Genomic DNA, 13,470 nt, shown 5'->3' on the forward strand with positions numbered 1-13,470 from the left:
CGGCTGCCGCGCGCACATCCGAGTCGCGGCCGGAGGCATCGACCACCAGGCGCCCGCGCAGCGAGACATCACCATCCGGCCCGGTGCCGGTGACTCCGACGACACGACCTCGCTCGCGGATCAACCCATCGATGCGGGTCAGGCGCAGCAGGTGGAAACCCGGATACCGCGCACAGGTGTCGGCGATGAGGTCGAGGAAGTCCCACTGCGGCATGAACGTCATCGTCTTGCGGCGCGTGGGCAGGTGCGTGAAGTCAGCCATGGTCAGCTCGGTGCCGTTCCAGCTGACGCTGACGCGGTCCATGTCGGCATGCGGGCGGGCGAGGAACTCATCGAGGAGTCCGAGATCGGCGAGCAGTTGCTGGGTGGAGGGGTGGATGGTGTCACCGCGGAAGTCGCGCAGGAAGTCGGCGTGCTTCTCGATCACTGTGACCTGGAAGCCCTGGCGCAGCATGAGCAGCGCGAGCATGAGACCCGCGGGCCCGCCGCCGACGATCACACAGTCGACTTCACGTGCCCCGCTCGGTGACCTTGCCTCGCTCATAGGTCAAGCATCCCGCCGACGAGGCCGTCATGCGAGGGGTTCTGCGACCGCCTCTGTACCCGCGCCCATGCGTGACCGCTCCATCGAAATGCGCGTAACGGGAAGCGCTTCGGGATGCTCCTGCTGCAGCCAGGTGATGATCTTCTCCCGCACCAGGCACCGCAGATCCCACTGATCGTCGGAGTTCGCCGCCGAAATCTTGAAGCGCAATGACACGTATCCACCCTCGGATCCGGTCACGAGCACGTTCGCAGATCGTCGATCCCACAATTTCGAGCCTTCGATGATCTCCATGAACTTCTCGCGCACAGCATCCACCGGCACACGCCAATCGAGGTCCATGTAGACGGTGCCGAGGATCTTGTCGGACGTGCGCGTCCAGCTCTCGACAGGGTTGCTGGTGAAATACGTGCAGGGGAGGATGAGCCGGCGTTCGTCCCAGATGTAGACGACGACGTAGGAGAGGTTGATCTCGCCGATGTGCCCCCACTCATCCTCGATCACGACGACGTCGCCGACACGGATCGCATCCATGAACGCGATCTGGATGCCGGCGATGAGGTTGCCGAGCGTCGACTGCGCGGCAAGTCCCGCGACGATGCTGACCACGCCGGCGGAGGCCAGGATGCTGGTGCCCACCGCTCTGACCTCGGGGAACGAGAACAGTACGACACCGACGGCGATGACGGAGATCAGCACCACGACGAGACGGTTCATGATGGTGAGCTGCGTCTGTCGGCGGCGGGCTTCAGGGCTCGCGGCATCCCGCCGTCCGTCGTACTGCATGAGCCGTTCCATGCCGAACGTGACGATGGTCGACAGCAGCCACGCCCCGATCAGCACCGTCACGATGAGTAGGACGCGCTCGAGCACCGGCCACCAGAGCTGGAGGCCCGGCGCAGTGCCTGCGCACACGATCCAGGCGGCCACGACGAAGGCGAGCACCATGCCGGGCATCCGAATGCGGTGCTCGAAGTCCGCGACCCAGGCGGAACGCCCGCGCGCCCGTCCTGCGATGAACCGTGCACTGATCACGATAGCCACGACGATCACGATCGCCAGGAGTGCGGCGACGAGAGTGCCCACCCAGGCGTTCCATTCGAATTCGAATTCGAGTTCTGCGAAAGATGCCATCATCCCAGGCTAGACAAGTTGGCCAGGCAAGACACGACTTGCGTGCATACTGGAGCTCATGGGACTTTTCTCGCAGAACCCCGCAGAGAAGGATGCCTGGGCAGCACTGCCCGGCGAACCGCTCGAACGCGACCGATCCGTCGACTCGCTTCCCGAGATCCCCGTCGATCCGCTCGACATCGGGCTGGGCCTCGAGTCCAGTGGCGAGGTCACGTCGATCGAGCTCCCGGTCATGCCCGTCCCGGAGGATGCTGCGGCAGAGAGCTCCGACGAGAACGACGACTCCGCATCCTGACCGCCGCGCGGGGCGCGCTGGTGCGAGCCGTTACGGTTGAAGGATGACGATCACCGCCGCGGCAGACGGCTCCGCCCTCGGCAATCCCGGTCCGAACGGCTGGGCCTGGTACATCGACGACGACAGCTGGGCTGCCGGCGGTTCCCCGCACGGCACGAACAATCAGGGTGAGCTGCGGGCGGTACTCGAGCTGCTGCAGGCGACGGCGGCTTCGGGTGAGCCGCTGCGGATCCTCTGCGACAGCAAGTACGTGATCGACTCGATCACCAAGTGGATGCCGGGGTGGAAGCGCCGCGGCTGGCGCAAGGCCGACGGCGCCCCCGTGCTGAACCGCGACCTCATGGAGTCGCTGGACGAGGCGATGCAGGGCCGCGATGTGCGGTTCGAATGGGTCAAGGGGCATGCCGGACACGATCTGAACGAGGCCGCCGACGTGCGGGCGAACGCGGCGGCGAAGGCGTATCAGGCGAAGCAGGAGCCGAAGCGCGGGCCCGGGTTCACGGTCGCTGGCTCGGACGCTTCGACCGCTGAGCCTGCTTCGACCGGTGAAACGTCAGCGACCGAGATTCCAGTCCTTGAGCCCGTCGCGGCAGCACCGCTTTGGGCCGAGGCATCCTCGCTCCTCGACGTCTTCGACGCCCCTGCGCCCGTCGACCTGCGCATCCAGCTCACTGCCGCCGAGCACGCGCGCCTGCGCGACCGCGCCGACGCGCAGGGCATCTCTCTGGAAGACGCGGTGCGCCGCCTGATCTGAGCGCCGGCCCGTATAACTCCGGAGCTTTTCGCAGATTCCGCGTATTTACGGTGCCGCATCCGCCCCTGGCGGCAATTTCTCCGGAGTTATGAACGCGCGCCGCGCAGCACCTCGCGCTCCAACCGCTTGAACGACTCCTCCATGCCGTCGGCCATGCCGGTGGCGAGGATCATGTCGCGGGTCTCCTTGTCGGGGTACTCGATGAGCACAGTGACCAGCGTCGCGCCGTCTTCCTCGTAGAGGTTGAGATCGTTGAGGGTCTGGGTCGGCAGCCCCTGCATCCGCTCGGTCGTCACGGCGCGGAACGGGGCGTCGACGAGCAGCACCTCGCCTTCGAACCCGAAGGGTTCACCCTTGGTGTCGCCGGTCGGCGCCCACGAGGTGCGGTAGCTGTCGCCGACGGTGGCCGAGACGGTGCACTCCATCATCTCCCAGCCGTCGGGTCCCAGCATCCACTGCTTGATGAGGTCCGGCTCGTGGTGCGCGCGCCAGACGAGCTCGCGCGGTCCGTCGACGAGCCGGGTGATCTTCACGTGCGTGTCGTCGAGGAACTCGACGACAGTGCCCTTGCCCTGCGCGTACTCGCGAAGGTCCTGCAGCACGGCGTCGATCTGGCTCATCGCCATCCGCGTGCCCTCCATCATGCCCATCGCGGTGACCTGCTCGAGTGCTTCGACCGAGGTGAAGTACGTCGTCGTGGTCATGCGGGTGCTGTCGCCGCCTGATCCGGATGCTTCGAAACCGAACGCCATGCGCATCGCGGGGAAGCCGTCCAATGGGTTGCCGTCGGCGTCGACGAACGAGTCGAGCACTTCGAACCGGTGCGGCGCCTCGATCGTGAGGAACTCCCAGGCACCGGAGGACTTCTCTCCCTGCGGACTGGTCATGTGGTAAATCGCGCGGCCGCCGACGGTGTGGTCCCAAGTGGTGAACGTCGCGGGCCATCCGGGAGGGCCCCAGAACCGTTCGAGCTGACGCGGATCGGCGTACGCCGTCCACACGCGCTCAACCGGTGCCGCGAAGTCGGCGATGACGGTCATGGTGAGGTTCTCGGCATCCGTGGTGATATCGGTGACAGGCATTTCAGTCTCTTTCGTTGTCTTCTAAGAGCAATTCGTCGAGGCGGGAGACGCGTGCTCGCCACATCTCCTCGTAGCGGGCAAGCAGCGCCCGGGCGCGCGCGATCATCTCGGGATTCGCACGGACGAGCCGCTCGCGTCCCTCGGCGCGTTTGATGATGAGGCCGGCAGCCTCGAGGACGGCGACGTGCTTCTGCACGGCAGCGAAAGACATGTCATAGTCGCCCGCGAGGGTCGACACCGACTGCTCTTCACTGATCGTGCGGCGCAGGATGTCGCGCCGAGTGGCCGTCGCCAGTGCGTGGAACACACGGTCGATCTCCGCTTCGCTCACTTCAGCTTGTGCAACCATTTGGTTGTACGTTACGCCCGAGCGGATGCTGCGTCAAGGGTTGCGCATCAGAGCCGTACTCCGTGTCGTTATCGGCAGAGCGAGCCGCGTCGCACCCGAGCTCCGCTCCCGTTCACCCGACAGCCGGTGCGTTGTACTGCAGCAGCGCTCCGGCTGCGACGAGATCCTCTGCGGCTGAAACCCAGGGGAGCGAGAGCGTGGTGATCGTGGCGTTTCCGAGCGAAGGGAACTTCCGCCGATACTCGTCCAGCGGGATGCCCAGAGTCCGACAGAGGATGAGCCGAATCAGCGTGGTGTGCGCGACAACGGCGATCGTCACCCGCTCCGACCCTGTCTGCATCAGCTCGACGATGCTCTCAAGGCCGCGGTCCGCCGCGTGAGCGCCGAACTCGCCTTCCGGCAGCGGCGACGAGGCCGGCGCCTCGAGGAATGCGGCGAGCGCCCCGGGGAACTTTTCCTGCATCTCCGTGCGGGTCAAGCCCTCTGCTTCGCCGAAGCTCACCTCGCGAAGCCGGGGATCGATGACCGCGGCCACTCCCCCTGCCTGCGCGACGACGGCACCGGTCTCCACCGCGCGGCGCAGATCAGAAGTGGCCAGCACATCGATCGAGGCGGCCTCCGCCCAGGGGGCGAGCAAGCGAGCCTGCGCCTTCCCGCGCTCAGTGAGCTCGATATCTGAGGCACCGGCATACCGGTTCTCTGCGTGCCAGACGGTCTCACCATGGCGGATGAAGTGGAGCGTGATCATGCGTTCAATCCTTCTCGAGCTGCGGCGCACAACTCCGGCGCGAGCCAGCCGTTTTCCGCAAGGTTGTCTATGAAACCGGAATATGCTTCGGCAAGCGGTTCGCGGCGCTGTGGACGCGGTTCGACGAGCGACGATGCCGGCGCCATACGTCGTGCGACGGTCGCGAGCGGGTCGGCGCCAGCCGCTCCTTCGTGCGCGAGACATCCGGCTGCCGCGAGCATCGCCATCCCGGCTGCCCCTTCGCTCTGCACCGGCACGTTCAGCTCACTCTGCAACGTGTCGGCCCGCAGTTGCGTCCACGCCGTATTGCGCGCACCGCCGCCCGTGACATAGATGCTGCCGCCCAGGTCGTAGCCCGTCATCGCGAGAAGATCGAAGGCGAGTCGCTCGACGTAGGCAACACCGTGCAGGATCGCAGAGAACATCGTCACGTCATCGCCGTCATTCGGCAGCAGAGCAACAGCATCCGACGCGACGAACGGGAAGCGCTCGCCGCGCCCTCGCAGGGGATACGCGATGGGTGCCTCGCCAAAGAAGTCCACTGCGGCGGTCAGCGCGGCCAGGTCTCGGCCCGGCAGCAGTTCGGAGATGACCCCCGCGCCGGCGTTCGACGCGCCCCCCGGATACCAGCCGCCGTCGAACGGAGCCCGATGCGCGTACACCGCTCCGGTGGGATCGGTGTGGCGTTGCGCGGAGACCCCCTTCAGGACGAGCGTCGTCCCCAGCACGCTGTTCCACGCCCCAGGAGTGAGCGCGCCAGCAGACAGCTGGGCGGCGCAGCCGTCGGTCATCCCCGCCACGATCAGGCATCCGACGGGCAGTCCGGTTGCTGCGGCCCCGGACTCTCCCACTTCTCCGATGACCGACCCCGAAGCGGCAAGTGCGTTCACCGTCGCCAGCGATATGCCGAGGGAGTCCAGTACGCCTTCTGGCCAGCTGACGCTGTCGAGGTCGGCTCCGGTCTTCAATGCCGAGCTGAGATCGGATGCTACGCGGTGCCCCGCGAGCATGCTCGTGACGACATCCGGCTGATGCCCGATCACCGAGTGTCCGTCATCTGCCCGCTCATCCAACAGTTCGAGCAGCTTCGGCAGCCCCCAGGACGCCTGCATGCGATATCCCAGCCGCTGCCAGAGGCCTGCCCCCGCAGCGGCGACCCTTTCCAGATGCGGCGCCCCGCGCCGGTCGTCGTACATCACGGCCGGCCCGCGCGGTGATCCCGTCTCCCGATCCAGCGGCACGAGAGTTCCCGACGTGCCCGAAACGGCGACGGCACGCGGCGTATAGCCGGGTGGTAGCTCGGCGACGGCCTTCTGCAGCACCTTCTTCGCCTGAACCAGCCACTGCTGCGGATCCTGTTCATGCCGGTCAGCCACTCGACTGCTGTGGAGCGGCGCGGATGCCGCGGCAAGCTCCCGTCCGTCATCATCGAGAACGATCGCCCGCACGCTCTGCGTGCCGAGATCAATTCCCACCCAGGCCGACTCGGTCATGATGAGGACTGCGCCAGTCCGCGGTGCCACCCGCGCCAGCGCCCCGAAAGGGCGTCACGTGTCTGCAGGAAGTCTTCATGCCGTTCATCGAAGAGCGCGCGAGCCGACCGATCCGGAGTGAATTTGTCTGCACGGTCGACCAGCGCTCTGGCTGCGGCCTGAAGGTTCTCGTAATCGCCGGCTGCGACGACGGCATAGAGCATTGCGCCTTTTGCTCCGACCTGAGTGCCGGCGACGCGAACAGTCTCGACACCGGTGATATCGGCGATCACCTGACACCACAGATCGCTAGCGGACCCACCGCCTGAGACGACGAGTTCTGTGATCTGCGCCCCGCTCGCGTTCAGGCAGTCTCGAATGACGTGCGCGAGGCCCTCCAGCGTTGCTCGTGCGATGTCCGCGCGTGCGGTGCTGAAGGTGATGCCGCCGATCACGCCGCGCGCATCGGCGTCGAGGAACGGCATCCGCTCGCCCGCCGGAGACAGATACGGCCACATCCGGACGCCGCGCGCGCCCGGCTCCGATCCGCGCGCGAGCTCCGTGAGGGCCGCCGCGTCTTCGACGCCGAGCATTTCGCGCACCCATTCGACGACGCCGGTCCCGGCCAGGGTCGGGAATGCCCGGGTGACCGCTTGGCCTTCGCCGCCGTGCAGGGTGAGGCCCGTCGGAGCACCCTCCGTGCTGATCGTCTCCACGACCGCCCCCGTGCACAGTGTCGTGCCGAGAATGCAGAAGGCAGACCCGGTCGCGATACTGCCCCCTCCCGTGGCTGTGGTGACGACGTCGTATGGCGCGAGCGTCACGGGAATACCAGCCTCGAGACCGACGCTTTCAGCCACGGAGGCGCGCAGCGGCTGGGTGAGTTCGTCAGCGGTGAGCACGGGCGGAATCAGCCCTCGCACCGAGCAGAGGCCGAAGAGCTCGAACAGATCATCGGAGTACTGACCGGTCATCGCGTCGAGCCAGGGGGCGGATGCATCGGATGGATGCAGGCCGCGTGCGCCCGTCAGCGACTCGAACAGCCAGCTTCCGCAGGTCACGACGTCGCGCACATCGCCGATCGCATCGGGGTCTTCGGCGAGGAACCAGGCCAAGATCGCGTTGGGAAGCCCGAGATTTCCGAGGGACCCGTTCAGCCGGAACGCCTCGTCGAGTGTGCCATCGCGCGTCCACTCGTCGACGACGCCGACGGCTCGCGCATCGTTCCACAGCACGGCGGGTCGGACCGGCTTCCCGTCGTGACCGACCATCCAGGCGCCATCCCCCTGCCCGGTGATCGCGAGCCGCGCAATCGGGCGAGCGTACTGGCGTGCTGCGTCAGCGATGCAGCTGCGCACGACATCGAGAACCTCGGTCATGTCCTGCTCGGCCCAGCCGGGATGCGGACTGTCGATCACCGTGGACCGGCGGACGACGACCTGCTCACGTCCGCGCTCGTCAAAGACCACCGCCTTGATGAGACTGGTGCCTGCATCGACGGCGAGAGTGGCTCCGCGAGGATCCGTCATCGCGCGGCAGCCAGGTGGAGCACGTCGAGGACCTCGGGATTTGCGACATGCGCAGGAACTCGGCCGCTCACGAAGTCCGCAACGTCTTTCGCGACGATCTCAGCCGCGCGGGTGGCTGTCTGCGTCGTGGCACCCGCCAAGTGCGGCGAGACCACCACGTTCGGTGCGGAGAACAGCGGCCAATCGGCTGGCGGCGGCTCGATGTCATAGACGTCGAGGGCCAGGGCGCCCAGGCGACCGGACCGGAGCAGGTCCGGCAGAGGACCGTAGTCGAGCAATCCGCCTCGCGCGGCGTTCACCAGCACTGCGCCGTGCGGGAGAAGCCCGAGCGCGCGCTCGTCGATCATGTGCTTCGTCTCCGGTGTCAGCCGGGCATGCAGGCTGACCACGCTGCTGCGGCGCAGCAGCGTGTCGAGATCGACCGTGCTGACACCGTCTGCCGCGAGCGCCGCCTCATCCGCATAGGGGTCGTAGGCGATCACCGTGGACCCGAAGGCCTGCAGGATGCGCGCGACGATGCGTCCGATCGCCCCGTAGCCGACGAGGCCCACGGTGGCGCCATCCAGTTCGCCGCCGACGTTCTCCCAGGCGTAGTAGTCGCCTCGCCAGACCCCGCGCTTGAGCTCCGCATCGGTCAGTGGAATGCGGCGCATCGCCGCCAGGATGAGGCCGATGGTGAACTCCGCGGCAGCCTGGGCGTTGCGTCCCGGTGCGAACGTGACGAGCACTCCGGCCGCCGTGGCGGCGGCGAGATCGACGTTGACGGGGCCGCCTCGGCAGATGCCGACCATCTTCAGTTCGGGACGGGCGGCAAACACCTCACGGGTGAAGGGCGCCATCTGCGTGACAGCGATCTCGGCTCCCTCGAGAAGCTCGATACTGGTCTCGATGCTGCCGCTGGCCTCGATGACGTCACCGATGGGGCCGAACGGCTCGTGCGGCCAGGGCAGAGTCGACTCGCTGAACGTTGCGGCATCCTGCCCGAGTTCTTCCTCCAGGGCATCCCGGAACACGCTGGGGGTGACGAAGTGATCGCCGGCTATCGCAATGTGTGGCATTTCAGCTTTCCTGCTTTCAGCCGGGCCGACACGGCGTCTGCGCCCGATCGCAGGGAGTTTACCATCCACGATGGTAGTTTTATCAAATCCGAAGATGAGGTGCGTTTCCCGCTCACCGTGCCAGCAGCGGTGCGATGTGCACGGTCGCTTGATCTGCGATGCGAGCTCGCATCCCTTCGTCGACGTCTTCCGTGAGGATGACATCGGTGAAGTCCGTGATCGGCAGGAAACGGTGCAGCGACGTGTGCCCCACCTTGGATCCGTCCATCATGAGCACTCGCCGTCTCCCGGTCTGGAGCATGATGCGCTTCATGCTCACGATGTCCTGCTCCTGGTGGTAGGTCATCCGCTCATCCATCGTCGATGTGGACTGAAACGCGATATCCACCGCGTACGCATCGAGGTTCGTCTGATCAGGCGGACCGATGAACGAGTCGTGGGTGCGCGAATAGGCGCCACCGATCATGATGACGTGCACATCCGGGGAGTCCCGGAGCGACTCCAGCACCTGTCGGTAGTTGGTGACGACAGTGAGTGGGGCTTTATCGGTGATCAATCCGGCCAGTGCGAGCACGGTTGTCGAGTCATCGAGCATCAGCGACATACCGGGCTCGATGAAGCTCGCTGCAACCTGTGCGAGGGCCGATTTCTCCTCCATCCGGCGCAGCCTGCGGAAGTCGGAGCTCGACTCGAACACGCTCGTCGGCAGCGCAGAGACACCACCATGGAACTTGCGCACCAGGTTTCGCGCAGCCAGATCCTCGAGGTCTCGGTGCACAGTCATGAGACTGCGCCCGGTCAGCTCTGTGAGCTCGGCCGCGCTCGCCGACCCGACCTGCAGAACATGATCGAGAATCAGCCGCTGACGCGACGCTCTCGAGTTCGTGGTCGACGGAGTCGATGTCATCCGGTTCACCTTTCAGACTTCTTGAATGTTACCGAGGAGCGACTCGCTGGCACGACTGCTTTGACAGGGGCGAAACACTAATTATCACATGATTTGACAGTTCTAACGTAAAAGTTGGTATAGTTCCCGCTAGCGGTCGTGCTCTTCCCTTTCACTGACGCCTGACCGTCACTGCATCATCACACCCCCGAACCTCGGGGACTCGACGAGGAGATTCGATGAAGAAATCACATCTGCGACTCGCAGCCACTCTGGGCGCGATCGTGCTGGGCACCTCTCTGGTTGCTTGCTCACCCGGATCGGACGGCGGCAGCTCGGACAGCGGCTCAGAGGACGGTGCAGGAGACAGCGGCATGATCGCCTTCCTCATGCCCGACATGGCTTCGACCCGCTATGAAGAGCAGGATGCTCCGCTGTTCACGGCCAAGGTGGGCGAACTGTGCCCCGACTGCGACGTCGTCTACCAGAACGCCGATTCCGACCCGGCGAAACAGCAGCAGCAGGCGGAGTCGGCAATCACACAGGGCGCCAAGGCGATCGTGCTCGACGCCGTCGATACCAAGGCAGCCGCGACGATCGTGACGAACGCGCAGGCCGCCGGAATCCCGGTCATCACCTATGACCGCCCGATCACCACGGCACCGGCCGACTTCTACGTCTCCTTCGACAACGAAGAGATCGGAAACCTCATCGCCACGTCGCTCGTCGAGAAGCTCGAGTCGGACGGCGTGGACGGCGGAGTGCTGATCGTCAACGGCTCTCCCACCGACGATGCCGCACAGCTCATCAAGAAGGGCATGAACGACGGGGTCGAGGCAGGACCGTTCCCGATCCTCGCTCAGTTCGACACCCCCGAGTGGGACCCGCAGAAGGCGCAGGACTGGGTGAGCGGGCAGCTGACGCAGTTCACCGACATCGTTGGCGTCGTCGCCGCCAACGACGGCACCGGCGGCGGCACGATCGCGGCCTTCCAGGCCGCGGGAGTCACCCCGATTCCTCCGGTGACCGGAAACGACGCCGAGATCGCCGCCATCCAGCGCATCATCGCCGGCACGCAGTACAACACGATCTCCAAGCCGATCAAGACGGTGGCGGAGGCCGCAGCCGAGGTGGCAGTGCAGCTGATGAACGGCGAGAAGCCCAAGTCGGATGCTGAGCTGTTCGACACGCCTTCGCAGCTGTTCACGCCGACTGTCGTGACGACCGAGAACGTCAAGGAAGTCATCTTCGACGGCGGCATCTACACGGCAGACCAGGTCTGCACCGCTGAGTACGCGGACGCCTGCGCGGCCCTCGGCATCGAGTAGTCAACCCGGCTCCTGGTGCATCGATCCCGCGCAGCGACCGGTGCACCAGGAGACATTGCGTCGCCGCCAAGGGTGCCGCACCGAGCAGAAAGGCCTGCGTCGTGAGTAACGGCTCGTCGACCCGCCCCAATATCCATAACGTGCTCACCATGCGCGGTATCACCAAGAATTTCGGCGCAGTGGCCGCCCTCACGGACGTCGATCTCACCGTCGACTCGAGTGAAGTCGTCGCCATCGTCGGTGATAACGGCGCCGGCAAGTCGACGCTGGTGAAGGTGCTGTCCGGAGTGCATCGGCCCGATGCGGGCAGCATCGTGTTCGCGGGTGACGAGGTGAGCATCGAGTCGCCGACGGACGCGATCGAACGCGGTATCGCTACTGTTTTTCAGGACCTTGCGCTGTGCGACAACCTCGATGTGGTGCAGAATCTGTTTCTCGGTCAGGAGCTGAAGCCGCTCCGCCTCGACGAAGTCGCTATGGAGATCAAGGCGTGGGACCTGCTGCGGCAGCTGTCCGCGAAGATCCCGTCGGTGCGCATCCCGATCGCATCCCTGTCGGGCGGGCAGCGCCAGACGGTCGCGATCGCCAGATCGCTCCTGGGCGAGCCGAAGCTCATCATCCTCGACGAGCCGACGGCAGCACTCGGGGTGGCACAGACTGCGGAGGTACTGAACCTGGTTGAGCGTCTGCGCGAACAGGGCCTCGGGGTCATCCTCATCAGCCACAACATGGAAGACGTGCGCGCGGTAGCCGACCGAGTCGTCGTGCTGCGTCTGGGACGCAACAACGGCGAGTTCGCGGTGAAGGACACCAGCAACCAGGAACTGATCGCCGCTATCACCGGCGCAACCGACAACGCCGTCACCCGACGCAGTGCTCTCGCCGCTCAGTCGGCAGCCACAGCCACCGCCGGCCCGGTCGCGGGCGAGACAGGAAGACAGGATCATGACTGATACGACAATCCCGCCATCCCGCCCGACCGATCTGCAGGACGAGCGCCTCCGCGAAGAAGCCGGCGGGTTCCGCGGGATGCTCACAGGCACCGTGGGTCGCATCCGCGGAGGAGATCTCGGGCTCCTTCCTGTGATCATCGGGCTTGCGCTGATCTGGACCATCTTCCAGATCCTCAACCCGTTCTTCCTCTCCAGCAACAACCTCGCGAATCTGCTCATGCAGTCGGTGCCGGTGGGAATCCTCGCACTCGGAATCGTCTGCGTGCTACTCGTCGGGGAGATCGACCTGTCGGTCGGTTCCGTCAGCGGCCTCTCTGCGGCCGTCGTCGCCGTCACCTTTGTGAATCTCGGCTGGCCGTTGCCTCTGGCAATCCTCGCTTCCGTCGCCGCGGGCCTCGCCATCGGCGCCTTCTACGGAGTGATCTACGTGCGCCTCGGCGTGCCCTCGTTCGTGATCACACTGGCGGGGCTGCTCGGATTCCTCGGACTGCAGTTGCTGACGCTGGGCAAGTCCGGAACGATCAACCTCCCCGTCGATTCATTTTTGGTGTACCTCGGACAGCAGGCGTTCGTGCCGAAACCGCTGTCCTACGTGATCGTGGTGCTCGCGGCAGTCGCCCTGTTCCTGAGCAACTACATCAAGGCCCGTCGGCGCACCGCAGCGGGACTGTCTGCTCGACCGCTCGGCATGAACGTCGCAGCATCCGGGACCCTGCTCGTCATTCTGGGGTTTGCGGCCTGGTTCCTCAATCAGAGCCGCGGCGTGGGCTGGATGTTCGTCTTCTTCATCGCGCTGGTCCTGGTGATGAATTACGCCTTGACCCGCACCTCATGGGGGCGTTCCATGTTCGCGGTCGGAGGCAACAAGGAGGCCGCTCGGCGCTCCGGCATCAACGTCTCCGGTGTGTACATGTCGGCGTTCATGCTCTGCTCCGCGTTCGCCGCGCTCGGTGGCCTGATGGCGGCGGCTCGCCTGAACTCGGCAGGACCGCAGACCGGAACGGGAGACGTGAACCTCAACGCGATCGCAGCTGCGGTGATCGGTGGGACGAGCCTGTTCGGCGGTCGAGGTTCTGCATTCGCGGCGCTTGTCGGAGTCCTCGTGATCCAGTCGATCTCGAGCGGGTTGACACTGCTCAACCTCGACTCGTCGATCCGCTTCATCGTGACCGGCGCGGTCGTGCTGATTGCCGTGGCTCTGGATGCGATGGCACGCAGGTCTCGCAACTCCAGCGGACGCTAGCGGCCACCGCGTCAGAGAGCTTCTTCGGTGTCCTCCACAACAGGGGCGTCATCCACGGCATCCGGAATGATGTCGATCGCCTCGGTCGCGGCGTA

At 65.6% G+C, this 13,470-nt stretch carries 14 protein-coding genes; 5 read left to right on the forward strand and 9 right to left on the reverse strand.

The genetic code is table 11. The features are described from left to right. A partial coding sequence (locus ACTIAO_RS10295; protein WP_441906179.1) for an FAD-dependent monooxygenase occupies positions 1–544 on the reverse strand: 544 nt, incomplete at its 3' end. Between the two features lie 27 nt (positions 545–571). Continuing rightward, complete coding sequence (locus ACTIAO_RS10300; protein ID WP_441906180.1) at positions 572–1,678, reverse strand: mechanosensitive ion channel family protein; 1,107 nt, start codon at positions 1,676–1,678, stop codon at positions 572–574. Positions 1,679–1,736: 58 nt separating this feature from the next. Between ACTIAO_RS10300 and ACTIAO_RS10305 the strand changes: the two genes are divergently transcribed. Next, positions 1,737–1,973 (forward strand): hypothetical protein, encoded by a 237-nt coding sequence (locus ACTIAO_RS10305; RefSeq protein WP_441906181.1) that lies wholly within the window; start codon positions 1,737–1,739, stop codon positions 1,971–1,973. 43 nt (positions 1,974–2,016) lie between these two features. Then, positions 2,017–2,727 (forward strand): ribonuclease H family protein, encoded by a 711-nt coding sequence (locus tag ACTIAO_RS10310; protein ID WP_441906182.1) that lies wholly within the window; start codon positions 2,017–2,019, stop codon positions 2,725–2,727. A gap of 86 nt (positions 2,728–2,813) precedes the next feature. Here ACTIAO_RS10310 and ACTIAO_RS10315 read toward each other — a convergent pair whose 3' ends face one another. From ACTIAO_RS10315 to ACTIAO_RS10345, 7 genes are all read right to left on the reverse strand, one after another. Then, entirely contained in the window at positions 2,814–3,809 is a 996-nt protein-coding gene (locus ACTIAO_RS10315; protein ID WP_441906183.1) for an SRPBCC family protein, read from the reverse strand. Between the two features lies 1 nt (position 3,810). After that, positions 3,811–4,158 (reverse strand): ArsR/SmtB family transcription factor, encoded by a 348-nt coding sequence (locus tag ACTIAO_RS10320; protein WP_441906184.1) that lies wholly within the window; start codon positions 4,156–4,158, stop codon positions 3,811–3,813. 112 nt (positions 4,159–4,270) lie between these two features. After that, positions 4,271–4,906: a histidine phosphatase family protein gene (locus ACTIAO_RS10325; RefSeq protein ID WP_441906185.1), complete on the reverse strand. Its 636-nt coding sequence runs from the start codon at positions 4,904–4,906 to the stop codon at positions 4,271–4,273. After that, entirely contained in the window at positions 4,903–6,399 is a 1,497-nt protein-coding gene (locus ACTIAO_RS10330; RefSeq protein WP_441906186.1) for an FGGY-family carbohydrate kinase, read from the reverse strand. Before ACTIAO_RS10330 ends, ACTIAO_RS10325 begins: the two co-directional genes overlap by 4 nt. Beyond that, the gene (locus ACTIAO_RS10335; RefSeq protein ID WP_441906187.1) at positions 6,396–7,907 is read right to left on the reverse strand and encodes an FGGY family carbohydrate kinase; all 1,512 of its coding nucleotides are present in this window, start codon (positions 7,905–7,907) and stop codon (positions 6,396–6,398) included. The genes ACTIAO_RS10330 and ACTIAO_RS10335 overlap by 4 nt, the downstream gene beginning before the upstream one ends. Further along, positions 7,904–8,965, reverse strand: a complete 1,062-nt coding sequence (locus ACTIAO_RS10340) for a 2-hydroxyacid dehydrogenase (RefSeq protein WP_441906188.1) — start codon at positions 8,963–8,965, stop codon at positions 7,904–7,906. The genes ACTIAO_RS10335 and ACTIAO_RS10340 overlap by 4 nt, the downstream gene beginning before the upstream one ends. A 112-nt stretch (positions 8,966–9,077) precedes the next feature. Continuing rightward, positions 9,078–9,872, reverse strand: coding sequence for a DeoR/GlpR family DNA-binding transcription regulator (locus tag ACTIAO_RS10345; RefSeq protein ID WP_441906189.1), 795 nt, complete (start codon positions 9,870–9,872; stop codon positions 9,078–9,080). A 218-nt stretch (positions 9,873–10,090) separates the two neighbouring features. Between ACTIAO_RS10345 and ACTIAO_RS10350 the strand changes: the two genes are divergently transcribed. The 3 genes from ACTIAO_RS10350 (at position 10,091) to ACTIAO_RS10360 (ending at position 13,375) form a co-directional block, all read left to right on the forward strand. Continuing rightward, on the forward strand, positions 10,091–11,179 hold the full coding sequence (locus tag ACTIAO_RS10350) for a substrate-binding domain-containing protein (RefSeq protein WP_441906190.1): 1,089 nt from the start codon (positions 10,091–10,093) through the stop codon (positions 11,177–11,179). Between the two features lie 149 nt (positions 11,180–11,328). Then, positions 11,329–12,132: an ATP-binding cassette domain-containing protein gene (locus tag ACTIAO_RS10355; RefSeq protein WP_441906211.1), complete on the forward strand. Its 804-nt coding sequence runs from the start codon at positions 11,329–11,331 to the stop codon at positions 12,130–12,132. Continuing rightward, a complete protein-coding gene (locus ACTIAO_RS10360; protein WP_441906191.1) occupies positions 12,125–13,375 on the forward strand; it encodes a sugar ABC transporter permease in 1,251 nt (416 codons plus the stop codon). The genes ACTIAO_RS10355 and ACTIAO_RS10360 overlap by 8 nt, the downstream gene beginning before the upstream one ends. Positions 13,376–13,470 lie beyond the last annotated feature (95 nt).

The organism is Microbacterium sp., assembly GCF_052099035.1.
Classification (GTDB): domain Bacteria; phylum Actinomycetota; class Actinomycetes; order Actinomycetales; family Microbacteriaceae; genus Microbacterium.